The following is a 23591-nucleotide window of genomic DNA, read 5'->3' as shown; positions in this document are numbered from 1 at the left end:
CTTAGGCCCAGGCCACCTTGTCGCCGCCGCGCACGGCCACCAGCGGCGTGCGCCAGCGCCCCGGCGTGCGGAAAAGCTTCACCTGCGGCCCCAGCCGCCGGACTTCGCCATAGGGTGTCTGCGCCACGAGGATTTCGGGCGAGATCAGCCGATTGTCCGCGCCGGAAAGGTCGAAGCCTGTGTTCGGGAAGCGGCCGAGGCTTGCATACCACATGGCGGCACGGGTGAGGCTGACGCGGACATGGTAGCTGCCGCCCTCCCTCGCCCGGCGGCGGAGCGCGGCGATGACGCCGGCGGCGCCCAGATAGCCGGCGATATAGTCGTTCATCACCAGCGTCGGCGGGAAGCGCGGCGGGCCGCCGGCGCCTTCCTCGACGGTGAAGCCGGAGGTGGAAAGCCCCTCCATGTCGAAGCCGCCGCGATTGGCCCAGGGGCTGGTCATGCTGTTGGCGTTGCAGGACAGGTAGATGATGCCCTTGTGGCCGTTCGCCAGTTCCTGCGCGCCTAAGCCGAGACGGTCGAGCGTGCCGAGCCGATAGTTCTCCACGAACACATCGGTTTCGGGCACCAGCGACTTCAGCCGCTTGTTCTGCTCCGCGTTGCGCAGGTCGACGAAGGTGGAGCGCATGCCGACGTTGACGTCGATCACCAGCGCTTCATGCTCGACGCCTGGTCGCGCGCGATGTGCAGCACCTCCGCGCCATATTCGGCGAGCGTACGCGACGAACAGGTGCCGGCGATGACATGGGTGTTCGACAGCATCTTGAGGCCGGAGAGGGGCTGCGTCGGGTCGGCGCTCCAGGGCACGGGGGCGCCGTCGGCGATCTTGACGATCTCGATGAGCGGCGTGGCCGCCAGCACCTTGCCTTCGGGATGCGCCAGCCATTCGGCGCGCGTGCGGTGGACGACGTCGACGCCGCCATTGGCCGCCAGTTCCTCCTCGAACTCGAAGGCGTTCACCTGCTTGAAGGCCTTGCGGATATTCTCCTGACCCGGCTGCGACTTCAGCGTGTTGAGGGCGCGATCCATCAGGTGCGGGTAAATGCCGGTGAGGTTGAAGAAGCGGCCGTCCTTCGTTTCGAAGGGGACGAAGGAGACCGGGTTTCCAAGCCCGAGCGGCGCTTGCAGCATCAGGCCGTTCACCGTCGGGATCACGAAGTCGCGCGGGATGTCGCTCGCGGCCGCGACCAGCCCGTCGCGCTGTGCCAGCAGCTTGATGGCGCCGATCAGCGGATTCACATTGTAGATGGATTCCCGCAGGTCCACCGTCAGATCCTGTGCCTGCCCGGTGCGCTGGCGCCAGATGGCGGCGGCCCCGAGCGCCGAACCCATGGCCGGGATCGTCATCGCCGAGCCGACGCGGAAGTGGCTGCCAGCCCTTGTGCCTGCAGTCGGCGTGCTGCTTTCGGTCGTCAGCGTCCACGGCCTGCTGGCCCTGATGTCCGGGCCGCTGCCGGCCTTTCCCCATTTTTGACCCATCCTCGCCCGCGGACATGCCTTCGGATCAGGGCTGCGCGGGCTTCCAGCCGTGCCAGACGATCTGCCGCACATCGACTGGCTGCTGGATGGAGCTGCCTTTCAGCAGGGTGTCGGCGACGCGCTGTTGGTTCTTCACCAGCCTTTCGGAAGGTGGTTCCAGCCCGAACGGATTCGCCCCGGTGCGGGCGAGCATCGCGGCAATGTCCGCGTCCGGCATTCGGGAGGCCGTAGCCAGCAGTTTGCGCGCCTCTGGCTGGTTGGCATTGGCCCAGTCCGCCTCTCCTTCCAGTTCGTCCAGAAAGGCGAAGAGAAGCGGCGCCTGCTGCTCGACCAGCTTCGTGCGCGCGATATAGAGGATCGTTGCGAGCAGGCCCGCCCGATCGAAGCGGACTTCCCTCGCGCCGAAGCGCTTTTCGGCGATGCTGAAGAACGGGTCCCAGGTGAAGAGGGCGTCGATCGATCCGCGCTCCAGCGCGCTCACCCCGTCTCCTGGCGCCAGGAACACCCGCTCCACGTCGTTCGCGCTCAGTCCGGCGTCCTCCAGAGCCACCAGCGCGGTCACCTCGGCGGAGGAGCCGCGGGTGTAGCCTATGCGGCGGCCCTTCAGATCCGCGGCGGAGCGGATGCCGCTCTGCGGCCCGGTCAGGAATGAGTTGGCGATGCCGCCTTCATAGACCTTTCCGGCCACCAGATTCAGGCTGAGCCCTGCGGCCTGCGCATAGACCACCGGCGTGTCCCCGACCGCGCCGAAATCGACGGCCCCGGCACTCATCGCCTCGATGAGCGGTGGGCCGGAGGGAAACTCCACCCATTGGGGCGTCACGCCGATGCGGGCCTGCAACCGCTTGTCCAGCTCTCCGCGAAGCCGGGCAATAAAGAGGATGCCGTTGCGCTGGAAGCCGATCGCCAGCTTTTCCGCCTGGCGCGTGCAGGCGGCAAGCGCAGGCAGAGCGGACAGGCCGCCTAGAATTCCCAGAAACCGTCGACGGCTTTCCATCATGCGCCCTGCCTCCCACAAGAAGATGCCTGCATCGCAAATCGACCGACGACAGTCCCCGTAGCGGTTATTGTCTACTGAATAGATTAGTTTTCTTTACCTTGCTTCGCGCCCCGATCTAGCTTCCACCCACGGCCGGAAAAGCCGCTCCCGCTGAGACGACATCGTCAGGCACCCCGCAAGGCCCTCGAGCCGATGGAGATGTGCATGGCGACCATCCTCCGGGAAGTCTCCTCCTCAGACGCAGCCCTTCCGATCGCACCGCTGGCCCGTGCGAGGGACGAGGGCGGCCCCCCTCCCGTCCGCCCGCCGCGCTTCTCGTGGACGGCGGCTTTCGCGCTGCTTCTGCTGGCGACAGGCAAAGCCTATGGAGCGCCCGATCCTGCGCTCAGCCCGGCGAAAGTTGCCGAAGTTCATGCCGCGGCCCAGCCTTTCGATCCGCACATCGACATTCCACCGTCCCTCGGCCTCTCCGCACTGCCGCCCGCCGAGAGCCAGTTTTCACTGGACCTGGCCCGGCGCGGCGGTCTGCGCACTGCCGGCCTCGCCATATTCGCGGCGCAAGGGCCCGACACGGCCGAGGAACGGCAGAAAGCCGAGGCCGAGGCGCTGGCGCGCGAGGCCGCGATCGATCGACTGGTCGCTTCCGGCGGCGCCCGGCTGGCGCGGAGCGCCGGAGACGTCCGCGCGATCAACGCCGGCCGCGAACTGGCGGTGGTGAAGACGATCGTGAACGGCGGCGCCTTCGCCACCACGCCGGGCGAGATCGCCGCCTGGCAGCAGCGCGGCGTCCGCATCTTCGGGTTGGTGCACGCCGGCCACAATGCGCTGGCCGACAGCAGCCGTCCTTCTCTTCCGCGCGGAGAGGCACCGGAGCGCTGGGGCGGGCTTTCTCCGGCCGGCAAGGCAGCGATCGCGGAGCTGAACCGGCTGGGCGTCGTCGTCGACGTCAGCCAGCTTTCATCGAAGGCCTTCGCGCAGGCGGTCGCGGCCTCAGGCGCGCCCGTCCTCGCCAGCCACAGTTCGGCACGCGCGCTGGTCGACGTCGGCCGCAACCTCGGTGACGCGGAGCTGGATTTGCTGAAAGCCAATGGCGGCGTCGTCGCGATCAATGCCTTCAGCGCCTATCTGCGGCCCGACGGCGCGAGCACCACGCGGAAGATCGCCGAGCTGCAACGCTCGTTCGGCCTGAACGCGGCCGGCGGGCCAGTGCTTTCGGCGGAACGGCAGGCGGAATACACGAGGGCCTACTACGCCATCCGCGGCGAGGAGCCGAAGGCGACGCTGGCGCAACTGATCGATCACGTCGATCACGCCGTCCGCCGCATCGGCATCGACCATGTCGCGCTGTCGTCGGACTTCAACCACGGCGGCGGCGTCATCGGCTGGGCGGATGTCTCGCAGGCGCCGGCCGTCACCGCCGAGCTGCTGAAGCGCGGCTATTCGGCCGCAGACATCCGGAAATTGTGGAGCGAAAACCTGCTGCGCGTGCTGGCGGATGCCGAGCGGCGGGCCGCCGTCGCTCGGCCGTAGCGAAGGAGACGGGCATGGCATCCCAACCGGTCACTCCGGTCGGCGTCGAGCCGCTAGGCAGCAGCTGGCGAATCCCGCCGCGGGCGATTTCGCCGATCGTGCTGCTGCTGCTCTGGGAACTCGGCAGCCGGACCGGCGTGATCCCGCCCCGCATCCTCGCCGCGCCGAGCGCGGTGCTCTCCACCTTCCTGGAGCTGCTGGCGTCCGGCGAGCTTCTCAACAACCTGATGGTGTCGTTAGGCCGTGCGCTGACGGGCCTTGCGATCGGCACCGCCGTCGGCATCGCGCTGGCGCTCGTCGCCGGGCTTTCGAAGCGCGGCGAAGTCGCCATAGACCCGCCCGTGCAGATGCTGCGCACCCTTCCGTTTCTGGCGCTGGTTCCGCTGTTCATCGTCTGGTTCGGCATCGGAGAAGTCGCTAAAATCGCGCTGATCGCGCTCGGCGTCACCTTCCCGGTCTATCTCAACCTCTACAGCGGCATTCGCGGGGTGGATGCGAAGCTCGTCGAGGCGGGGCGCAGCTTCGGGCTCTCGCAATGGGGGCTCATCCGCCACATCATCCTGCCCGGTGCGATGCCCGGCCTGTTGCTGGGCTTCCGCATGGCGCTGACGATCTCCTGGCTCAGCCTCGTCATCGCCGAGCAGATCAACGCGTCGGCCGGCCTCGGATACCTCATCAACAACGCCCGGGACTTCTTGCAGACCGATGTGATCGTCGTCTGCCTGCTGGTCTATGCGGCGATCGGCCTTGCCGCCGACGGCGTCGTCCGTCTGCTGGAATCCCGCCTGCTCAGCTGGCGCCCCAGTTTCGTGAAAGGCTGATCCGATGCGCGAGCAAATCCCTGCTGCCGAACCGCCCGTCGTCAGGCTGCGCGGCCTCACGCGCAGCTTCGGCCCTTCGCCTGTTCTGAACGGCCTCGATCTCGATATCCGGCCGGGCGAGTTCGTCGCGCTGCTCGGGCGTTCGGGCAGCGGCAAGACCACGCTGCTGCGGGCGCTCGGCGACCTCGACCAGGATTACAGCGGGGAGTTGAGCGCGCCGACGGCCCGCGCCATCGCCTTTCAGGAGGCGCGCCTGCTGCCGTGGAAGCGCGTCTGGGAAAATGTCGCGCTGGGTCTGAAGGGCGCGGCGCCCAGACATCGGGCGGAGGCCGCGCTCCGCGAAGTGGGGCTGGCGCACCGGCTGGACGCCTGGCCGGCCACCCTGTCTGGGGGCGAGGGACAGCGCGTGGCACTGGCCCGCGCCCTCGTTCGCGAACCGGATCTGCTGCTGCTGGACGAGCCCTTCGCTGCCCTCGACGCGCTCACCCGCATGCGCGCGCACGGGCTCGTCGAGGCGCTTTGGAAGGAGCATCGCCCGGCCGTGCTGCTCGTCACCCACGATGTCGATGAAGCGTTGCTGCTGGCGGATCGCGCGCTGGTGCTGGAGGCGGGCCGCATCACGCTGGACCTGCCGATCGGCCTCGAACGCCCGCGCCGGACGGACTTGCAGGCCTTTCAGGAGCTTCGCTGGGAATTGCTGAAGGCACTGGGCGTGGAACTGGCGCCGGCGAGCCCCGCACGTAGCGAGCCGGGCAATGTCCACCTGCGGCTGATCGACCCCGACGTGGCGACGGCCTGAGGGTGGGCGGCCTGAAAATGGAAAGCTCCGCGCTGGCGGATGGCGAGGGCGGGGTCGCCCCGCCGCTCGATATCACCGGCATCGCCGATCGCCTGAAGGCTGCGCGTGCGCGCTGGCGCGCCTCGCAGCTCCAGCACCGCGAGGTGGGCGCCATCGCCTTCCCGTCGCGCCGCGTGATCGAGCCAGCGATGGACGCGCTCGTGGCGGCGCTGTTCCCGCTGCGCCTGGGCCCGCCGGACCTTCTGGCGGAAAATGAGGACCGCTTCGTCGCGGACACGCTGGCCTTCGCATTGCGGAGACTGGAGCAGCAGACTGCGCTGGAGTTCGCCTACTGGTCGGAAGGCACGACCGGGCCGGACGCCGCTCAGCTGGTGGCCAGCTTCGCTGCCGAACTGCCAGCACTTCGCGGCCTGCTCGACACCGACGTGGAGGCCGCGTTCGATGGCGACCCCGCCGCGCGCAGCGTGGACGAGGTGCTGCTCTGCTATCCCAGCCTCATCGCCATCATCCACCACCGGCTGGCGCACCTCATCTACCGGCTGGGAGCGACTCTTGTGGCGCGCATCATTTCGGAAATCGCCCATAGCCGCACGGGAATAGACATTCATCCGGGTGCTACCATCGGCGCCAGCTTCTTCATAGACCATGGCACCGGTGTGGTGATCGGCGAGACCGCGGTTATCGGCAACCGGGTGCGCATCTACCAAGGCGTCACGCTGGGCGCGCGCAGTTTCACCGCCGGGCCGGACGGGGCGCTGCGCAAGGGACAGGCCCGGCACCCGATCGTGGAGGACAATGTGATCATCTACGCCGGCGCCACGGTCCTGGGGCGGGTCGTCATCGGGGCGGGCTCGGTGATCGGCGGCAATGTCTGGCTGATGCAGGACGTGCCTCCCGAGAGCAGCGTCAGCCAGGGCAAGCCCGTGCTGGCGATCCGCAGCAGGAGGCGAACCGAGAGCATCTGATGCTGAAACAGCCCGCTCGGCCGGGGCAGGCGCGGCCGATAATTCACCCGAACAAATAGCGATAGCCGTCAAAAACAAAGGGCCAGGGAATGCAGTTCAAGGTGTCGGAAAAAGGCGTGCGCGCGGCAGATGGCTGCTGGCCCCCCAGCTTCTGGGGGCGGAACCTGTTCGACAAGAGCTATTTCGTGGGCGTCGGCACCGTGAACGCGGTTTCCCCTTCTATCGACTTGCCGGGCGATCCGCGCAGCAATCGCGTCGCCGCAAAGGTCAGCTTCTGATGCCCGCAGCAGACGGCAAGCTCCGCCTCGGCGCGTTCATCCAGGGGGTGGGGCACCACCTCGCCTCCTGGGCGCACCCTTCGGTCGATCCGGCGCAACTGTTCCGGCTGGAGCATTACCAGCAGGTCGCCTGCACGGCGGAGCGCGCGAAGTTCGACGCGCTTTTCTTCGCCGACAACGTGGGGCTGCTGGCCGGCCTGCACCCGCTCGCGGAGAAGTCAGCCCTTGTCTATCATTTCGAGCCGCTGACGCTGCTGGGGGCGCTGATCCCCGTCACCCGGCACATCGGGCTGGTGGCGACGGTGTCCGCGACCTACCTCGCCCCCTATCACGCCGCGCGAAAATTTGCCTCGCTCGACAATCTGAGCGGCGGAAGGGCCGGGTGGAACCTCGTCACCTCCGGCACCGACGTGGAGGCGCGCAATTTCGGCCTGAAAGAACAGCTGGGGCATGCCCACCGCTACGAACGGGCGGCGGAGTATGTGGAAGTGGTGCGCAAGCTGTGGGACAGTTTCGACGACGACGCCATACTGCTCGACCAGCAGAACCAGCGCTTCTTCGACACGCGCAAGGTGCAGCCCGTCGCCCACCATGGCACGTATTTCGACGTTGCCGGCCCGGCGCAGTGGGCGCGTTCGGTGCAGGGGCACCCGGTGCTGGTGCAGGCGGGCTCCTCGGCGGACGGGCAGGCGCTGGCAGCCGAAACGGCCGATGTGGTGTTCACCGCGCAGCAGCTGAAGCCGGATGCGATCGCCTTCGCGCAAGGGCTGAAGGACCAGGCCGAGGCCCTGGGGCGCCGGCGCGACGATGTGCTGGTGATGCCCGGCATCACCGCCTATGTCGCGCCGACCGAGGCAGAGGCGCGTGAGCGCTATGAGGAACTGCAGGCGCTGGTCGACCCACGAGTCGGCGTCGGCCTGCTTTCGGCGATGATCGGCTGGGATCTGTCGGGCGCGGACCTCGACGGGCCCTTGCCCGAAGCGCCAAAGACACAAGGGTGGCAAAGCCGCCAGCAATTGTTCGCCGACATCGCCCGGGCCGACAATCTGACGGTCCGCCAGCTGGTCGGCCGGATCACGGCGGCGCGCGGGCATTGGGTGGTTGTCGGCAATGCGACGCAAGTGGCGGACCAGATCGAGGACTGGTTCCGGGCCGGTGCAGCAGACGGCTTCAACGTGCTGCCGCCGACGCTGCCGGGCGGGCTCGAGGATTTTGCCGATCTTGTTACCCCCGAGCTGCAGCGGCGAGGGCTGTTTCGCACCGACTATGAAGGGCGGACGCTGCGTGATCATCTGGGGCTCGCCCGGCCCGCCGTCACGCGCGCGCCAACTCGGCAGCGCAGGTCGGAAGCTGTCTGATGCCCGCGTCCACAATCGATCTCGCCGTCGCGGATCTCGGCGAAGCGCGTGAGCGCTGGCGCAGTACCCATCCCGGCTCGCGGCTGGCCTGGCATCCGATCATCGAGGACGACGTGGTAATCCATACCGGCGCCACCATCCTGGCCGGCTGACGATCGGGCGCGGCAGTGCCATCGGGCTCAGGCGAGTCCACTAATCTGTTCCTGTCATCTTCAATTGGTTTGGCGCCTGAACCAATGGCAAGTTTCGGACAATGCATTGGACGAGGCGGCCATTCCCGAAGAAATGAAGAGAGCCGCAGGCGTGGTTTTGGCTACTCTTCCTGCGGCACTTCTGGCCAGCGCCGCTTGGGAGCCGCTGATGCGGATTTCCCGGTTATCGACGCGGACGTCATTGAGCTTAAGCCGGACATGGACCTGACGCAGATCCGGCGGGCCGTGCTGAGCGTGTCGCGCATCCCGATTGGGTGAACTTATGGCGCGGAACCGGGAACCATCGGATCGACCGATCACCCAGGCCGCTTGACCGCGGCGGCCAGTACCGCGCTTGCCAAAATCCAGGGACTGAAGCCTTCTCAGATAGACGCACAAACGATGTCGCATCATGCCAGGTTTTCGAATTAATATATTATTCCGAGATACTGTTCAGCCGGACGCGCAGGTTCGAATTGCGGAAAATATTATTCAATATATTGATATACATCATAATTTTAAAACATAAGCGACAGAAAACAAAATCTATCAGCGCATAATAGGAATTTATTATCGACTGTTTTGATAGATTATAAGACCTCTCTGCGGCGCGGCGAGCCGCCGCCCCATGCGTATCCCGACAACGGCCGCGCTGCGTTCAAAACGACCAGTTCAACCATTGGGTCCAACCATGGGGGGCGTGCGCGTCCTCAGGGGGAATATTGCCAAAATGTCCAGCATTCGACGCCACCCGACCGCCCGCAGCCGCTTTTCCACATCCCTATCGCCGATGCTGGTGACCACCGCACTTTCTCTTGCCTGGGCCGGCCCTGTGCTGGCGCGTGGAGATGCGGCGCCCGATACGGACGGCGGCGATGCGGCCGGTGCGCTCGAAGCGGCTGACAATGCTGCTTCCTCCGATCAGGACATTCTGGTGATTGGCGACCGCGAGCGGCTGGCGGAAGCGAAAAAGGCCGCCCGAGATACCGCCGGGGCTGTTTCGATCATCGACAGTTCCGAGGTGGAGAAGGGCCGCTCCGGCAATCTGGAAGACCTTCTCGCCTTCCAGCCCGGCGTCTTCGCGCAGGCGGCCGACGGCACCGGCGCAGTCAAAATCTCAATTCGAGGCTCCGGCATCCAGACGTCGCCGGGCTATTTCCGCGAAGGGATCAAGTTCCTCTACGATGGCCTGCCGCTGACCGGCCCCGGGGGGACGCCTGATGAAATGCTGGACGGCGCGGCGGTGAACTACACCGAAGTGCTTTATGGCGCGAACGCCTTCCGCTACTCGGCGGCGACGCTGGGTGGGGCCATCAACTACTCCACCCACACCGGTGCGACCGCGCCGGGCTTCCGGGTCAGCGTGTCAGGCGGCAGCTTCGGCAATGTGCAGGCGCAGGCGAGCGTCGGGCTGACCACCGAGAATGGCGACTATTTTCTGGCCGTGAAGCATGAGCGCCGCGACGGCTATCGTGAAGGCACCTACGGCGGAGAACCGATCACCAACTGGGGACGGGGCAACAATATCATCGCCAATGTCGGTTATCGCTTCAGCCCGGTTTATGATGTCCGCCTCAACTTCCGCTATCGCAACGAGCAATATGTCAACGGCACGACGTTGACGCTGGCGCAACTGGAAGCCGATCCGCGGCAGCTGACGGTGATCTCCGCGCGCAAGAAGAAGGGGTCCTTCCTGATTGGGCTGACCAACGGCTTCAATTTCGAAGACGATTCCCGCCTCGAAATCGGGTTCGGTTTCAGCTACTTCCCGCACATCAATGCTTGGCGATATTCGGCCCGTCCGGCCTATTGGACGTGGAAGGACCTCACGCTGTCGTTGCGCTACAACCGATCCGACACATGGTTCGGGCTCGAGAGCAACACGGCCTTCAGCTTCAGCAACACCACCAACACCAGCGGGGAAGCGCGGACCTACAATCGAGGGACGGATTATCTGTTCAACCATGTGGCCTACAATCATTCGTTCGATCGGGTGTGGAGCGCCAGCAACGACCTGGAACTGGTAAAGGGTCCCAATGACCTCTGGCTCTCCACCGGGCTGGCGGTGGTACAGGCACGCCGGAATGTCCGGGTCATCTATTCCGCACCCGAAAACCCCAACAGGACGCCGTTCGGGCGCGCAGTGGACCGGACAGACACACTGCTCGCACCCCGGGTGGGTCTGCGGTATCAGCTGTCGCGGGATCTGCAGCTGGTAGGCAACATCAGCCGCTCCATCGATCCTTCGTCGACCTGGGGCCTTGGGGGGTCTTCCACGGCCTATGTTCGGGATCTTAGGCCGCAGAAGGCGACAACCTTCGAAACCGGGATCCGGCTGGCCAATGATATCTTCAATGGCAGCCTGACCGTCTATCGCGCCAATATCACCGATGAACTGCTGACAATCGTGCTGGCACAGGCCACGCAGGTCACCGACGCCGTGATCGTGAAAGCCAATGCCGACAATACATTGCACCAAGGTATCGAAGCAGCGCTCACCGCGAAGCTGTGGCGCGGCAGGGACGGCAGCAACCTCAGCCTGCGGCAGGCTTTCACGCTAAACGATTTCCGCTATCGGGACGATGCCGAGTTCGGAAACAACGAACTGCCCGGGCTTCCGCGCCGGGTCTATCAGGCCGAGCTGCAATTCGATCACGCGAAGGGCTTCTACATCGGCGGCAACATCCGTGCGGCCTCCAGCTATTATGTGGATTATCAGAACTCGCTGAGCGCCCCCTCCTATGCGATTTTCGGGGGGCGGGCCGGTTATGAAGATCCGAAGGACAGGTTCAAATTCTATGTGGACCTGCGCAATATCGGCAACAAGGCCTATGTGTCTGCGATCTCACCACAATATAAGCTGAACGGTGTCGACAGCAATGTCTTCTACCCAGGCGAGGGGCGCGGCATCTTCGCCGGTGCGACAGTCAACTTCTGATGACTCTGCGCCGTTTTGCGCCTGTCGTGCTGGCCTTGCTGCTGGCCGGCTGTTCCGCCGGGGTTGACCGCCCCGGCGGAGAGCTGAATCCGAACGACTGGAAGGACAGCGGCGAGGTCCGGAACGGCGTGCTGGTCTATCCCGCGTCAGACTTCCACCAGACGGAAGGAGGCCGGCCGGGTGGGACGTTGCGCGCTTCCGTGCAGCTGGACACCAACACCTTCGATGTCCATGCCATCTCGCACGGCAACACCCAATGGCTCGGACGGCTGATCTACGATGCGCTGGTCTATCAGGACGAGGCCGGCAACATCTCTCCCTGGCTGGCGAAATCCTGGAGCATCTCGCCCGACGGCAAAACCTACACCTTCCACCTGCGGGATGATGTGACTTTCAGCGACGGCACGAGGTTCAATGCCGAAGCGGTGCTGCTGAACCTGGAGCATATGCGTGATCCGGCCACCAAGTCGCCGCTCGCGGCCTTCTATATCCGCCCCTACAAGAGCGGGCGGGTGGTGGACGAATATACGTTCGAAGCGACGCTGAGCGAGCCCTACGTGCCCTTCCTGGATGTGCTGGCGCAATCCTGGCTGAGCATGATTTCACCGAAACAGATTCGCGAAAACCCGAAATCCATCGCCGAGCATCCCATAGGCTCAGGGCCTTTCATCCTGACCCGCTATGAGCGGGAGAAGGGCGCGACCTTTGTCCGGAGACCCGATTACAACTGGTCGCCGACGGTCATCCGCCATAAGGGGCCGGCCTATCTGGACGGTATCCGTCTGGACATCATTCCCGATGCGATGTCTCGCTATTGGGCGCTGGGGCGCGACGAGCATGATTTCACGCTGGATGCGCCCGCGCCGGTGGCGCGGCAGATCCGGGCGGACCCAAACCTCATATTCCGAACCCGCGTGCGCAAGGGCAATCCGTTCCGCAGCATCACGTTCAATGTAGAGCGGCCGCCGTTCGACGATGTGCGTATCCGCAGGGCGCTGGCGCTGGCCATCGACCGGGACGGGCTGGCACGCATCCTCGGCTTTGGGGTGCAGGTGCCGAAGAGCGATTTCCTGGCTGCCAACACCCGCCATTACGACCCTGCCTTCACCGAGGCGCTGGCCTATGACGTGAAGGCGGCCAATCGGCTGTTCGATGAAGCCGGCTGGTCCCAGCGGGACGCCGAGGGCTATCGTGTCAAGGACGGCCGCCGGCTTGAGGCTACGCTCATGATCGCGGAAGCAGGAGGCCCGCCCCAGTTGCCGGTGGCAGTGCAGTCCGATGCGCGGAAGGTGGGCTTCGACCTGAAGCTGGAGATCGTGCCGGCCGCAACCGCGATGGAGCGGCGGCGGCGGGGCGATTTCGATGCCGGAAGCGGCGGCTACTGGCACACCAATACCCCTGACGGGCTGACGATTATGTACCACAGCAGCGCTGTGCCCAGCGCCACGGTCATTGGCCAGAACGGGTCGCGTCTGCGCGACCGGCAACTCGACGGGTTGCTGGATGCCGCGCGGCAGACGACGGATCAGGCCGAACAGCAGCGGCTCTACAGCGCGGCGCAGAGGCGGCTGACGGAACTGGTGCCGGCAGTGCCCTCGACCGAGAGCCACCATATGATCGCGTACAACAAGCGTGTGCGTGGCGTGATCTTCGATACCTCGCACAACACGCCCTTGTTCGTGGGCGTGTGGCTCGAAGACCCTGCTAAAGTCGCTGCGCCCGCGTCAGCCGCGTCTCCAGAGCGATGATGCTGGTGTTGTCGAGCACCATGGACATCTGGTCGCGCACATCCATCATCAGGTCCCGAATCTGGCAGGCGGCCTCGTCCGGGCAGTCCTTGCAGGGCTTGTAGTCCGTGCGGCTGGTGCAGCCGATGGGGGCGAACGAGCCTTCGAGGATGCGGATCACCTGGCCGACGGTGATGTGCTCGGGCGGCCGCGCAAGGCTGTAGCCGCCGCCCTTGCCCTTCTTGCCGTTGATCAGCCCCGCACGACGGAGTTCCAGCAAGATCAGGTCGAGGAATTTGCGCGGGATATTGCGTTCACGCGCGATGGTTTCAGCCAGGATCGGCCCTTCGCCGCCCACCAGATGCATCATGGCCTTCAGGCCATATTTCGACTTGTTCGATAACATCGTGACTGATCGGCCGCCTCGCTGGAGGCGAGGGCATAGCCGTCCGTGCGAAAGCTGGCAATTGACAGCTCAGATGCCGGGGAGGCTCCGGTAAATCATGACAAGATAGAGCTGAGCCTCATCGGTGCCGACATTGCGGTAACTGTGCGGCACATCGGCCTGAAAATAGATGCTGTCGCCGGGCTCAAGCCGGTGCGGCGGCTCCCGGCCGATGCGGATTTCGACGGAGCCCGAATGGACGACGATATTCTCCGTCGTGCGCGGCGCGTGGGCGTGGAACTGCTGTTCCGCGCCCGCCTCCAGCGCGATGACGTAGAATTCGACCGGAGAGCTGGCCGCGAAGGGCGACAGCGGGCGGGAGATGAAGCTGCCGTCGCGCGAGGAAAAGCGCCTGGACTCGCCCGCGCGCACGAGTTCGAAATCGGGCGCAGGACCGGGCGAGAGCAGGGCGCCGATCTGGACCCCAAGCGCATTCGCGATCTTCCACAGCAGGTCAACGCTAGGCTCAACCTCCCCGCGGACGATGGCCCCCAGCAACGGTTGCCGGATGCCAGACAGACGGGACAGCCTGTCCAGATCGAGCTGCTCACGCTGAACAAGCGCTTCAAACCGGCGAGCGACCAGCGGCGCGATTTCGGCAGCCGATGGGGAGGAGCTGCGTGCCTTCAGCACGCCAGTTCCGCCTTCGCCTGTTGGGTTTCGCGCCATGCCCGTTCCTGCTTCGAGATTGGGACCAAAGCTGTGTGCGGTCCCGATTCTTGTCAATCAATCTGGTTGACTATGGCTGATAGACTCTCTTTCAACCGGCCTGCGCTACGGGTTCGCGCGGCACCGTCGCCAGCGCGCTTGCCGGATAACGTTCGCCGACGGTGGAGCCGACTGGGAAGGCGGCTTCCAGCTCGGCGATATCTTCTGCGCTGAGCGCCAGCGTATTGGCGGCAAGATTGGTTTCGAGGTGCGCGATGTGGCGGGTGCCGGGGATCGGCACGGTGGCGCGCGCAATCACCCAGGCGAGGCTGACCTGCGCGATGCTGACGCCGTGGCGTGCTGCCACCGCTTCGATGGTGGCGCGACGCGCGGCATTGGCTTCAACGGCGCCGGGCTGGAAGCGAGGGTGATGGTGGCGCCGGTCGTCAGCTTCCGTGGGCTGCGATCCGGCGAGGAAACCCCGGCCGAGCGGGCTGTAGGCGATGAAGACAATGCCCAGTTCGTTGGCGGTGGGCAGAATGTCGGCCTCTACATGGCGCTCCCACAGCGAGAATTCGCTTTGCAGCGCCGCGATCGGATGCACCCCCTGCGCCTGGCGCAGCGTGTCGGCGCTGGCTTCGGACAGTCCGATCGCGCCGATCTTGCCTTCCTGCTTCAGCTTCGCGAGCTCGCCTACGCTGTCCTCGATGGGGACGAGCGGGTCGACCCGGTGAAGATAATAGAGATCGATATAGTCGACATTCAGGCGGCGCAGGCTCTCCTCCAGCCGGGCGCGCGCATAGGCAGGCGAGCCGTTCACCCGCCGCTCTTCCGGGTCGCTCGGCAGGCGCAGACCGAATTTCGTCGCGAGCACCACCTTGTCGCGCTTGCCGGCCAGCGCCTTGCCGACCAGTTCCTCATTGTGGCCAGCGCCATAGACATTGGCGGTGTCGATCAACGTCACGCCCAGTTCCAGCGCGCGGTGGATGGTGCGGATGGAGGCGGCGTCGTCGGCCCGGCCATAGCTGTTGGATAGGCCCATGCAGCCATAGCCCTGAAGGCCGATGCTTTCGCGTGAGAATGCAGTCATTATCCTGTGCCTTTCCTGTTGGTGCAGTTCGGATTGTCGGGGTTTGCAGGCAGGGGGCGGAGATCGCGCCAGCCATAGGCAACCTCTTCTGGCCCGCCGAGATGCGGCAGCGGTCGCGACAGGCTGAGCAGCCGGCCGCCCAACCGCTCATAGAAGCCGCGCGCCGGCCGGTTTTCCGTGAGGACCCAGAGGGCGTGGGCGCGAAAGCCCTGCTCCGCCAGCGACTGCGCGAGCGCCGTGAACAGCCGCCGTCCATCGCCGGTGCCTTGCGCGGCCTTCAGCAGGTAGATCGCTGCGATCTCGCCGTCATAGCCCTGGCTAGCCAGCGAACGATTGCGCTGTGCGCCCGCGGCACCGAAGCCCAGCAGCGCGCCCTCCCGTTCCAGGAGGAGGATTCGGCTGCGCGGCTGGGGCGTCTCGATCATCCGCCGCCAGCTTGCCGACCGGTCTGGCACCGACAGGCCGGAAAGGATCTGCGGATCGATGAGCCCGGTGTAGCTTTCGATCCAGCTGTGGACGTGCAGCTCGCCAAGCGCATCGGAATCCCGGGGCAGTGCGTCGCGCAGGATCATCATTACCCGGCCTCATCGAAGGATTCGAAATTGTGCCGGTACAACCCGGCATAAAGCCCGCCCGACGCCAGCAATTCGATCGGGCTGCCCTGTTCCAGGATAGCGCCGTCCTGCAGCACGATGATGCGGTCCGCGTCGCGCACTGTGGCGAGGCGGTGAGCGATCAGGATCGCGGTGCGGCCTTTCAGGAGCACGCGCAGCGCCTGCTGGATGCGGGCCTCGGCCACGCTGTCGATGCTGGCGGTCGCTTCGTCCAGGATCAGGATGGCAGGGTCGGCCACCAGCGCGCGCGCGAAGCTGATCAGCTGGCGCTGGCCGACCGACAGATTCTGCCCGCGTTGGTCCAGGGGCGTATCATAGCCCTGCGGCAGCGCGGTGATGAAGGCATCCGCCTGCACCGCCTTCGCAGCCGCCACAATCTGCGCGCGCGTGGCGTTTGAGGCAAAGCGGATATTGTCCGCGATGGTGCCCGTGAACAGGAACGGTTCCTGCAACACCATCAGCAGCTTGCGCCCGATGGACTGTCGCGACACGTCGCGCAGATCCTGTCCGCCCACCAGCACCGCACCATCCCACACGTCGTACAGCCGGCAGGCGAGCGCCGCGACGCTGCTCTTGCCCGAGCCGGTGGGGCCGACGATGGCAAGCGTCTCTCCAGCGTGGACCGTCAGGTTGAAACCGTCGAGGATCGGGCGGCCGCGCTGGTAGCCAAAGCGTACGTCGCGGAATTCCACCGTGGGCGGATCGCCGCGGAGCGCGGGCGCGCCGGGCTTCTCCATGATCTCCAGCGGCACGTCGATGACTTCGAAGATGCGCCGCGCCGACGTCGCGGCGCGCTGCGCCATGGTATATTGTTGGGAGAGCGTGCGCACGGGATCGAAGAAGCGCTGCACATAGAAGATGAAGGCGACGACGACCCCGATGTCGATCCGGCCCTGCCACAGCAGCCAGCCGCCGCCCAGCGTGACGATCACCATGGCAAGGCCGGTCGCGATGTCCACCGCCGGTACCAGCACCTGTGCCGACCAGGCCGCGCGCAGCTGCGCATCGCGGTTGGCGGTCGCCTTGCGGTCGAAATCCTCCAGGTTCAGCTTCTCGCGGCGCATCCCCTGTACCACGCGAACGCCGTTGATGTTTTCCGCCAGGGCACCGTTCACTATGGAACTGCTGTCGCGCGCGCCCGTGAAGGCGGCACGGGCGCGGGGCAGCCACAGCGCACGCACCGCCAGCAGCATGGGCGCCAGCAGCAGGGTGAGGAGGGCCAACCGCCATTCCAGCAGGAACAGCGCGATCACGATCCCCAACAGCAGGACGAAATCGCCCACTGCCGTCACGGAGGTTTCGAAGAATTCCTGCACCGCGTTCACATCGCCCTGCAGCCGCGACATGATGCGGCCGACATGGCTGCCGTCCATCGCGCCCTGAGACACAAGTTGCAGATGCGCGAACATGGCGCGGCGCAGATCGAAGATGATGCGCTGGGCCAAGCGTGAGGCCGTCATGTCGCTCCAGTAATTGGCAAGCGAGTTCAGCAGCACCAGCAGCGCGAACGCCGCGAACACCCACGCCAGCGGATAGCTGCCCGCCTTGCCGGTGATGCTGTCCACAGTTGCACGGATCAGCAGCGGGATGGCGAGCTGCGCCGCTACGAAGCAGAGGATGGCAACGATGGCCGCCAGCAGAAGCGTGCGATGCGGGCGGACGAATGGTTTCAGCCGCCCGAACAGGCCGGATTCGAAGCGGCCGAAGATCTGCTCGCGCTCGGACAGCAGCGCGGTTCGCGCGGCTTCGTCCTCGCGCTCCAGTTCGGCATCGGCGTCGCGGGAGAGCAGGGTGGTCATGGCACCAGCTCTTGCGAGGTCGCGGGGGTTGAGTCGTCGGGTTCGCGCCGGGTCTGCATGGCGTGGAGGCCGGCATAATGGCCGCCAAGTGCCAGCAGCTCGTCATGCGTGCCGCGTTCGACGATGGCGCCCTGTTCCAGCACCAGTATCTCGTCCGCGTGAGCGACGGAGGCGACGCGATGGGAAATGACGATGGTGGCGCGGGCCGCAGTGAATCGGCGCAGGGCGTCTCGCAAGGCATGGTCGGTGGCGGCGTCGAGCGCGGAGGTGGCATCGTCGAGGATCAGCACCGAGGCGTCGGTTGCAAGGGCGCGGGCGACGGCCACGCGCTGGCGCTGCCCACCCGACAGGCCGCTGCCGCGTTCTCCGACGCGTGTGCGATAGCGCAGAGGAAGCGCCGCGACATGCGGCTCCAGCTGGGCGACGGCGGCCGATTGCCGGACACGCTCGCCGGGACTGAGCGGTTCGCCGTAGGCGATGTTGGCGGCAAGGCTGTCGTCGAACAGGAACACATCCTGCTGCACGATCGCCACCTGCCGCCGCACCGAATCCAGCGTGGCGTCGCGGATGTCGACGTCGCCGATGCGGATGGCACCGGAGGTAACGTCGTAGAAGCGGGCTATCAGATGTGCGAGGCTGGACTTGCCGGCACCCGCCGGGCCCACGATCCCCAGCACCCGGCCCGGCACGACGGTGAAATCGATATCGCGCAGCACGGGATAATTGGCCCCCTGATAGCGGAACGAGACATGCTCGACCTGCAGCGCGACCGGCCCGACGGGCAGGGGAAGGGCGCCGGGCGTGTCGTGGATGGAAGGCTCCCGATCCAGGATCTCGAACAGGCGCGCGCCCGAGGAGACCGCGCGGGCTGCCGCGTTCATGATCATGCTGATCTGCCGCACCGGCACTTGCAGGATCGTCATATAGGCGAGGAATTCGGCGAAGTTGCCGACACTGATCTGCCCGGATTGCACGCGTGACGCGCCGACGGCCAGCACCAGCAGCATGGCCGCGTAATAGACGCCGTTGATCTGCGCCATCGACAGCGAGCGCACCTCGATCCGCTGGTTGGCATAGCCCATCGCCGCCTCGGCGGCCTCGTCGAACAGCTGCATCTGCTGGTCCCGCGCGGGAAACACCCGCACCAGCCGCGCGCCCTGCAGATTTTCCTCCATCACCCTGGTCAGCACCGCCATCCGCTGCTGCAATCGGGTCCAGGCGAGGCGCAGGCGAATGCCCATCCGCCCCGCCAGCAGGCCGATCAGCGGAACCGAGCCCAGGATTAGCAGCGCCAGCACGGTGTCGCGCCGCAGCATCAGCCAGCCGCCGACGCCCAGCAACAGTGCCAGCTGCACGATGCGCTGCACGCCGACTTCCAGAAAGCCGCGCACGCCTTCCAGATCCAGCATGCCGCGCGTGATGAGGTCACCGGAATGGATGCGGTCATGGAAGCTGTACTCCAGCCGTTGCAGCTTTTCGAAATAGGCGAGGCGCAGATCGCGCCCGATATTCTGCCCCACGGTTTCAGCCTGGTAGCCCGCGATCATCTGGAACAGGCCGCGCGTCGCGGTGGCGAGCAGCAGCAGTCCGGCCGTCCACAACAGCGGGCCGGGTTCGAAGGCGTCGCCTGGATGAATATGCGAAACCTGGTCCACAGAATGGCCCAGAAGCAGTGGCAGCGCGAGATTGGCCAGCGCCGCCACGAGGCACGCAGCCATCGCCAGCGTGAAGCGCAGCCGATAGGGCCCGGCGAGTGAGACGACACGGCGCAGCGTGCGCGGGGCGATGGCGCGGTCGATTCCCAGCTCGTCCAACGCGCCTGAAACGGACGTGGCGGCCGGCGCTCCGGTGCTGGTTGCCGCGCCTGTTCCTGCTGCCGTCATCCTGCTGCGTATCCGTGCTTCTCTATATCTGGTTGATCGGCTTCATCGCAGCGTCGGGCCTGCTTCGATCTGATCGGATACTGCATTCTGCCCTTAAGATTCTTCGATGCACGGGACACGGATAAGCCTGATAGTGTTTTTGTCGACATGCATAAAATCTATCAATTCACTAAGGAATGTTTGATTGCCCACCCGGAACCGGGCTGACACCTCTTGGTGCCGCCGGACGGCTTGCCGTTCGCCCGGTTTTCCGTTGCTGCCATGTGGGGAAGCGCATGATACCAGATGCACCCAGCGCCGTGCGAATGCCGTCAGGACCCGTTGGCGGTCGGTCAGCTTCGTGACGATTGCGCGGTTCCTGGCCACCCGGCTGCTCGCGGGCGCCGTGGTGTTGTGGGCGGCGGCGACGCTGACATTCCTGATGATGCATCTGGCAGGGGGAGACACCGCAATTGCCATATTGGGCGGGCCGGATGCGATGCCCAGCGAGGCGCAGATTGCCAAGGTGCGCGCGGAATACGGCCTCGATCGGCCGCTGGTCGCGCAATATGGGGATTTCCTGCTGCGGCTGACGCAGGGCAACCTGGGGCAATCCTATCGCCTGCGCATTCCGGTCGCCGACGCCATCGGCCGCCAGCTTGTGCCCACCATCGCGCTGGCGCTGAGTGCGGCTGCGGTTTCGGTGGTGCTGGCGATCGTTGTCGCCGTGGCAACAGCGCGCCCGCTTCCCGGAAGGCGCGGCGAGGCACGGCGGGCCATTGCCTCCACGAGCGAGCTGATCCTGATCGCGATGCCGGTGTTCGTGATCGGGCTGGTGCTGCTGCTGGCCTTTTCGGTGTGGCTGCCGCTGTTCCCCATTGTGAACGGGCCGGGCTGGCGCGGGCTGGTGCTGCCGGCCTTGACCATGGCGCTGCCGCTGGCGGCGGTGATGTCGCAGATCCTGCGCGAGGGGCTGGAAGATGTGCTGGAACAGCCCTTCATCCTCACCGCGCGGAGCCGGGGGCTTTCAGATGCGGGGGTGCGGTTGCGCCACGCCCTTCGCCATGCCGCAACCCCGGTGCTGACGCTGGCGGGCTTCTTTCTGGCCCTCCTGATCGGTGGCGCGGTGATCACGGAATCGCTGTTCGCCCGGCCGGGGATCGGCCGGCTGATGGTGGACGCCGCCAATGCCGGCGATCTGCCCGTGGTGGTGGGCGTGACGCTGTTGACGGCGCTCGCCTATGTCGTTGCCAGCATCCTCGTCGACCTGATCGGCGCGCTGATCGACCCCCGGACGGTCTCGGCATGAAGCGCCGTTTCCAGTTCATTCGTTCGCCATTCGAAGGACATCTCCATGACCGTTATCGACCTGCCCGGCCGCCGCACTGCGCCGCCTGCCTATGAAGAGCTGGCTGCCCGTTTTCGCCCGGTCTTCCAGCGCATCGCCGACGGGGCGGTCGAGCGGGAAATCGAGCGCAAGCTGCCCTACGGGGAAGCGAAAGCGCTGCGCGAGGCGGGCTTCGGGGCCATCCGCATCCCGGTGGCGGAGGGCGGCTCGGGCGCGACGCTGCCACAGCTGTTCCGCCTGCTGGTGGAGCTGGGGGAGGCGGATTCCAACCTCGTGCAGATTTTCCGCGCGCATTTCGCCTTCGTGGAAATCCGGCTGAACAGCGACGACACCGCTGCGCGGGAGCGCTGGTTCCCCCGCATCGTCGCCGGGCAGACAGTGGGAGCGGCCATGGCGGAGCGCACCACGGCCACCGAAACCACGCTGGACCTGCGCCGGGATGGCGACCGCTGGTTGCTGGACGGTGAGAAATATTATTGCACCGGCACGCTCTATGCCGACTGGGTGTCGGCAGCCGCCAAGGAAGGCGAGGAACGGGTTTCGGTGCTGGTTCCGACCGACGCGCCCGGCGTGAGCCTGATCGACGACTGGGACGGTTTCGGGCAGCGCTTAACGGCAAGCGGCACCACCCGTTTCGAAAATGTCGAGGTGTTCGAGGAGAATTTCCTGCGCCGCTTCAACCCCGGCGAGTATCGCGCGGATTCCTATATTTCCGCCTTTTACCAGCAGTTCCATCTGGCGGCGCTGGCCGGGATCGCCCGGGCCGTGAAGCGCGACGCCATCGCCTTCGTGCATGGCAAGACGAGGCAATTCGGCGTTCCAGGCCTTTCGGAGCCCCGCAAGGATCCGCTCGTGCAGCGGGTGATCGGGCGCATCGCCTCGCAGGTGTTCGCTGCCGAGGCCATCGTCGACAGCGTATCGGAATCGCTGCAGGCGGCGCATGAGGCCTATCTGGCCGGGGCCGACCTGAACGAGCCGCTCGCCGAGACTGACCGCCGTTCCTATCAGGGCCAGCAGGTTCTGATCGAACTGGTGCCGCAGGTGGCCACATTGCTGTTCGAAGTGGGCGGCGCCTCTGCCGCGCAGGAGAGCCGCCGGCTGGACCGGCACTGGCGCAACGCCCGCGTGCTCGCCTCCCACAACCCGGCCATCGCGCGCGAGCGGGTGCTGGGGGACCATTATCTGAACGGAATCGATTTCCGCGATGAATGGGCCAAGGCGTGGAAGAAAGACGGCGCCTCTGCGGATTCCGCCGACGCAGCCGCCACGCCGGAGGCCGTGCGCGAACCCGTCGCGCAGGCCGGCTGAGCCTACCCACCCGAAGGAGTTCGCCATGCCCGCACAGGCACATATGAGCATCGGGATGAATATTCTGGGCCATGGCGGTCATCAGGCTGCCTGGCGGCAGGCGGAGGTGGAGCCGAGGGCTTGTCTGGACGTCAGTTACTACCAGAATATCGCCCGGATTTCTGAGCGCGGCACGCTGGACGCCATCTTTCTGGCGGACGGACCGGCCCTTGGCGGTGATGTCGGCAGCCAGCCAGCCGGGCGGCTGGAGCCGACCGTGCTGCTGACGGCGGTGGCACTGGCAACCACGCACATCGGGGTGATCGCCACCTGCTCCAGCAGCTACAACAGCCCCTATAATCTCGCGCGGCGGCTGCAATCGGTCGATCATATCAGCGGCGGTCGTACGGCATGGAACGTGGTGACCAACGCAGGCGACGCCGCCGCGCGTAACTTCGGGCTGGCAGGTGCCCCCGTCCATGCCGACCGCTATGGTCGTGCGGACGAGTTTGTCGATGTGGTGGTGAAGCTTTGGGACAGCTGGGAAGATGACGCCATCATCGGCGACGCCGCAGCAGGGATCTATGCGGACCCGGCCAAAGTGCATGAGATCGACCATCATGGCCCGCATTTCGTGGTGCGCGGGCCGTTGAACGTGCCGCGCTCGCCGCAGGGGCGGCCGGTGATCGTGCAGGCCGGATCGTCGGAAGGCGGCAAGGCGCTTGGCTCACGCCGGGCCGATGCCATCTTCACCACCCAGACGACGCTGGAAGACGGCATCGCCTTTTATCAGGAGATGAAATCCCGCGCGCGGGGCTGGGGGCGCAACCCCGATCATCTGAAGATCATGCCCGGCATTTCCACCGTGATCGGCAGCACCGAGGGGGAAGCGCAGCGGCGCTGCGACGAATTGGACAGCTGGCTGGGCGAACAGGGGTTGGCCGGGCAGATCGCGCAACGAACCGGGCTGCCGCTGTCCGCACTCGACCTCGATGGGCCGCTGCCGTGGGAGAAGATCGGCAAGGTGGTGGATTTCGAGCGCGGCTCGCATGGATTTCTGGAAGCGCAGCTGAACCTCGCCCGGCGCGAGGGGTTGACGGTGCGCCAGCTCTCCCGTCGGATCCGTTCAGGCCACCGGCTGGTAGTGGGTAGCCCGGAACAGGTGGCCGACACGATGGAGCAATGGTTCCGCGCCGGTGCCGCCGACGGCTTCAACCTGATGCCCGACATGTTCCCTTCCGGCGCGGAAATCTTCGTGGATGAAGTGGTGCCGATCCTGCGGGCGCGTGGGCTGTTCCGCCACGAATATACCGGCACCACGCTGCGCGATCATCTGGGCCTGCCATATCCGCACAGCCAGTTCGCCACCCCGGAAGCTGGGCGCAGGCAGGACGCATCCTGAGAGAGACGAG

Annotated in this window: 23 protein-coding genes; 14 read left to right on the top strand and 9 right to left on the bottom strand. The window is 65.9% G+C overall.

From position 1 onward, the window contains the following. Position 1 precedes the first annotated feature (1 nt). Positions 2 to 649 carry a CoA transferase gene (locus L6Q21_RS15870; RefSeq protein WP_237831723.1) on the bottom strand — a complete coding sequence of 216 codons (648 nt, stop codon included), beginning with the start codon at positions 647 to 649 and terminating at the stop codon, positions 2 to 4. Then, positions 646 to 1332, bottom strand: coding sequence for a CoA transferase (locus L6Q21_RS15865; RefSeq protein WP_237831722.1), 687 nt, complete (start codon positions 1330 to 1332; stop codon positions 646 to 648). Before L6Q21_RS15865 ends, L6Q21_RS15870 begins: the two co-directional genes overlap by 4 nt. On the opposite strand from L6Q21_RS15865, the gene L6Q21_RS15860 reads away from it, so the two are divergent. Continuing rightward, entirely contained in the window at positions 1331 to 1474 is a 144-nt protein-coding gene (locus L6Q21_RS15860; protein ID WP_237831721.1) for a hypothetical protein, read from the top strand. The genes L6Q21_RS15865 and L6Q21_RS15860 overlap by 2 nt on opposite strands. Before the next feature lie 30 nt (positions 1475 to 1504). Here L6Q21_RS15860 and L6Q21_RS15855 read toward each other — a convergent pair whose 3' ends face one another. Then, on the bottom strand, positions 1505 to 2479 hold the full coding sequence (locus L6Q21_RS15855) for an aliphatic sulfonate ABC transporter substrate-binding protein (RefSeq protein WP_237831720.1): 975 nt from the start codon (positions 2477 to 2479) through the stop codon (positions 1505 to 1507). 204 nt (positions 2480 to 2683) lie between these two features. Between L6Q21_RS15855 and L6Q21_RS15850 the strand changes: the two genes are divergently transcribed. The 10 genes from L6Q21_RS15850 (at position 2684) to L6Q21_RS15805 (ending at position 13107) form a co-directional block, all read left to right on the top strand. Then, positions 2684 to 4009 carry a dipeptidase gene (locus L6Q21_RS15850; protein ID WP_237831719.1) on the top strand — a complete coding sequence of 442 codons (1326 nt, stop codon included), beginning with the start codon at positions 2684 to 2686 and terminating at the stop codon, positions 4007 to 4009. A 14-nt stretch (positions 4010 to 4023) separates the two neighbouring features. Further along, positions 4024 to 4830, top strand: a complete 807-nt coding sequence (locus L6Q21_RS15845) for an ABC transporter permease (protein WP_237831718.1) — start codon at positions 4024 to 4026, stop codon at positions 4828 to 4830. Between the two features lie 4 nt (positions 4831 to 4834). Further along, the gene (locus tag L6Q21_RS15840) at positions 4835 to 5629 is read left to right on the top strand and encodes an ABC transporter ATP-binding protein (RefSeq protein WP_237831717.1); all 795 of its coding nucleotides are present in this window, start codon (positions 4835 to 4837) and stop codon (positions 5627 to 5629) included. Positions 5630 to 5646: 17 nt separating this feature from the next. Next, positions 5647 to 6594 carry a serine O-acetyltransferase EpsC gene (epsC, locus tag L6Q21_RS15835; RefSeq protein ID WP_237831716.1) on the top strand — a complete coding sequence of 316 codons (948 nt, stop codon included), beginning with the start codon at positions 5647 to 5649 and terminating at the stop codon, positions 6592 to 6594. 89 nt (positions 6595 to 6683) lie between these two features. Further along, a complete protein-coding gene (locus L6Q21_RS15830; RefSeq protein ID WP_237831715.1) occupies positions 6684 to 6872 on the top strand; it encodes a hypothetical protein in 189 nt (62 codons plus the stop codon). After that, positions 6872 to 8230 carry an LLM class flavin-dependent oxidoreductase gene (locus L6Q21_RS15825; RefSeq protein WP_237831714.1) on the top strand — a complete coding sequence of 453 codons (1359 nt, stop codon included), beginning with the start codon at positions 6872 to 6874 and terminating at the stop codon, positions 8228 to 8230. The genes L6Q21_RS15830 and L6Q21_RS15825 overlap by 1 nt, the downstream gene beginning before the upstream one ends. Continuing rightward, the gene (locus L6Q21_RS15820; protein WP_237831713.1) at positions 8230 to 8382 is read left to right on the top strand and encodes a hypothetical protein; all 153 of its coding nucleotides are present in this window, start codon (positions 8230 to 8232) and stop codon (positions 8380 to 8382) included. Before L6Q21_RS15825 ends, L6Q21_RS15820 begins: the two co-directional genes overlap by 1 nt. Positions 8383 to 8466: 84 nt before the next feature. Next, complete coding sequence (locus tag L6Q21_RS15815; protein WP_237831712.1) at positions 8467 to 8700, top strand: hypothetical protein; 234 nt, start codon at positions 8467 to 8469, stop codon at positions 8698 to 8700. A 451-nt stretch (positions 8701 to 9151) separates the two neighbouring features. Then, positions 9152 to 11359 carry a TonB-dependent receptor family protein gene (locus L6Q21_RS15810; protein WP_237831711.1) on the top strand — a complete coding sequence of 736 codons (2208 nt, stop codon included), beginning with the start codon at positions 9152 to 9154 and terminating at the stop codon, positions 11357 to 11359. Further along, positions 11359 to 13107 (top strand): ABC transporter substrate-binding protein, encoded by a 1749-nt coding sequence (locus tag L6Q21_RS15805; RefSeq protein WP_237831710.1) that lies wholly within the window; start codon positions 11359 to 11361, stop codon positions 13105 to 13107. Before L6Q21_RS15810 ends, L6Q21_RS15805 begins: the two co-directional genes overlap by 1 nt. Here the strand turns inward: L6Q21_RS15805 and L6Q21_RS15800 are convergent. From L6Q21_RS15800 to L6Q21_RS15775, 6 genes are all read right to left on the bottom strand, one after another. After that, positions 13064 to 13492, bottom strand: a complete 429-nt coding sequence (locus tag L6Q21_RS15800) for an RrF2 family transcriptional regulator (protein ID WP_237831709.1) — start codon at positions 13490 to 13492, stop codon at positions 13064 to 13066. The two genes, L6Q21_RS15805 and L6Q21_RS15800, sit on opposite strands and share 44 nt — an antisense overlap. Before the next feature lie 69 nt (positions 13493 to 13561). Next, positions 13562 to 14164, bottom strand: coding sequence for a helix-turn-helix domain-containing protein (locus L6Q21_RS15795; RefSeq protein ID WP_237831708.1), 603 nt, complete (start codon positions 14162 to 14164; stop codon positions 13562 to 13564). Between the two features lie 127 nt (positions 14165 to 14291). Beyond that, on the bottom strand, positions 14292 to 15269 hold the full coding sequence (locus L6Q21_RS15790; RefSeq protein ID WP_237831707.1) for an aldo/keto reductase: 978 nt from the start codon (positions 15267 to 15269) through the stop codon (positions 14292 to 14294). Continuing rightward, the gene (locus tag L6Q21_RS15785; protein WP_237831706.1) at positions 15269 to 15844 is read right to left on the bottom strand and encodes a GNAT family N-acetyltransferase; all 576 of its coding nucleotides are present in this window, start codon (positions 15842 to 15844) and stop codon (positions 15269 to 15271) included. The genes L6Q21_RS15790 and L6Q21_RS15785 overlap by 1 nt, the downstream gene beginning before the upstream one ends. Then, a complete protein-coding gene (locus L6Q21_RS15780) occupies positions 15844 to 17682 on the bottom strand; it encodes an ABC transporter ATP-binding protein (protein WP_237831705.1) in 1839 nt (612 codons plus the stop codon). Before L6Q21_RS15780 ends, L6Q21_RS15785 begins: the two co-directional genes overlap by 1 nt. Continuing rightward, positions 17679 to 19565, bottom strand: coding sequence for an ABC transporter ATP-binding protein (locus L6Q21_RS15775; protein WP_237831704.1), 1887 nt, complete (start codon positions 19563 to 19565; stop codon positions 17679 to 17681). Before L6Q21_RS15775 ends, L6Q21_RS15780 begins: the two co-directional genes overlap by 4 nt. Positions 19566 to 19905: 340 nt before the next feature. Here L6Q21_RS15775 and L6Q21_RS15770 point away from each other — a divergent pair, with 340 nt between their 5' ends. The 3 genes from L6Q21_RS15770 to L6Q21_RS15760 are packed head-to-tail and all read left to right on the top strand — an operon-like array spanning position 19906 to position 23581. Beyond that, positions 19906 to 20853, top strand: a complete 948-nt coding sequence (locus tag L6Q21_RS15770) for an ABC transporter permease (RefSeq protein ID WP_237831703.1) — start codon at positions 19906 to 19908, stop codon at positions 20851 to 20853. A 45-nt stretch (positions 20854 to 20898) separates the two neighbouring features. Next, positions 20899 to 22200 carry an acyl-CoA dehydrogenase family protein gene (locus tag L6Q21_RS15765; RefSeq protein WP_237831702.1) on the top strand — a complete coding sequence of 434 codons (1302 nt, stop codon included), beginning with the start codon at positions 20899 to 20901 and terminating at the stop codon, positions 22198 to 22200. A gap of 25 nt (positions 22201 to 22225) precedes the next feature. Beyond that, positions 22226 to 23581, top strand: a complete 1356-nt coding sequence (locus L6Q21_RS15760; RefSeq protein WP_237831701.1) for an LLM class flavin-dependent oxidoreductase — start codon at positions 22226 to 22228, stop codon at positions 23579 to 23581. The last annotated feature ends 10 nt before the right edge of the window (positions 23582 to 23591 follow it).

The organism is Sandaracinobacteroides sayramensis, from assembly GCF_022014495.1.
Classification (GTDB): Bacteria; Pseudomonadota; Alphaproteobacteria; order Sphingomonadales; family Sphingomonadaceae; genus Sandaracinobacteroides; species Sandaracinobacteroides sayramense.
The sequence above is the reverse complement of the archived record's forward strand: the minus strand, read 5'-3'. Positions and strand labels throughout refer to the sequence as shown.

Coding starts and splice junctions, on each gene's coding strand:
- L6Q21_RS15860 (WP_237831721.1), top strand. CDS start 1,331: ATGGCCGGGATCGTCATCGCCGAGCCGACGCGGAAGTGGCTGCCAGCC.
- L6Q21_RS15865 (WP_237831722.1), bottom strand. CDS start 1,332: ATGGGTTCGGCGCTCGGGGCCGCCGCCATCTGGCGCCAGCGCACCGGG.
- L6Q21_RS15855 (WP_237831720.1), bottom strand. CDS start 2,479: ATGATGGAAAGCCGTCGACGGTTTCTGGGAATTCTAGGCGGCCTGTCC.
- L6Q21_RS15850 (WP_237831719.1), top strand. CDS start 2,684: ATGGCGACCATCCTCCGGGAAGTCTCCTCCTCAGACGCAGCCCTTCCG.
- L6Q21_RS15845 (WP_237831718.1), top strand. CDS start 4,024: ATGGCATCCCAACCGGTCACTCCGGTCGGCGTCGAGCCGCTAGGCAGC.
- L6Q21_RS15840 (WP_237831717.1), top strand. CDS start 4,835: ATGCGCGAGCAAATCCCTGCTGCCGAACCGCCCGTCGTCAGGCTGCGC.
- epsC (WP_237831716.1), top strand. CDS start 5,647: ATGGAAAGCTCCGCGCTGGCGGATGGCGAGGGCGGGGTCGCCCCGCCG.
- L6Q21_RS15830 (WP_237831715.1), top strand. CDS start 6,684: ATGCAGTTCAAGGTGTCGGAAAAAGGCGTGCGCGCGGCAGATGGCTGC.
- L6Q21_RS15825 (WP_237831714.1), top strand. CDS start 6,872: ATGCCCGCAGCAGACGGCAAGCTCCGCCTCGGCGCGTTCATCCAGGGG.
- L6Q21_RS15820 (WP_237831713.1), top strand. CDS start 8,230: ATGCCCGCGTCCACAATCGATCTCGCCGTCGCGGATCTCGGCGAAGCG.
- L6Q21_RS15815 (WP_237831712.1), top strand. CDS start 8,467: ATGGCAAGTTTCGGACAATGCATTGGACGAGGCGGCCATTCCCGAAGA.
- L6Q21_RS15810 (WP_237831711.1), top strand. CDS start 9,152: ATGTCCAGCATTCGACGCCACCCGACCGCCCGCAGCCGCTTTTCCACA.
- L6Q21_RS15805 (WP_237831710.1), top strand. CDS start 11,359: ATGACTCTGCGCCGTTTTGCGCCTGTCGTGCTGGCCTTGCTGCTGGCC.
- L6Q21_RS15800 (WP_237831709.1), bottom strand. CDS start 13,492: ATGTTATCGAACAAGTCGAAATATGGCCTGAAGGCCATGATGCATCTG.
- L6Q21_RS15790 (WP_237831707.1), bottom strand. CDS start 15,269: ATGACTGCATTCTCACGCGAAAGCATCGGCCTTCAGGGCTATGGCTGC.
- L6Q21_RS15785 (WP_237831706.1), bottom strand. CDS start 15,844: ATGATGATCCTGCGCGACGCACTGCCCCGGGATTCCGATGCGCTTGGC.
- L6Q21_RS15780 (WP_237831705.1), bottom strand. CDS start 17,682: ATGACCACCCTGCTCTCCCGCGACGCCGATGCCGAACTGGAGCGCGAG.
- L6Q21_RS15775 (WP_237831704.1), bottom strand. CDS start 19,565: ATGACGGCAGCAGGAACAGGCGCGGCAACCAGCACCGGAGCGCCGGCC.
- L6Q21_RS15765 (WP_237831702.1), top strand. CDS start 20,899: ATGACCGTTATCGACCTGCCCGGCCGCCGCACTGCGCCGCCTGCCTAT.
- L6Q21_RS15760 (WP_237831701.1), top strand. CDS start 22,226: ATGCCCGCACAGGCACATATGAGCATCGGGATGAATATTCTGGGCCAT.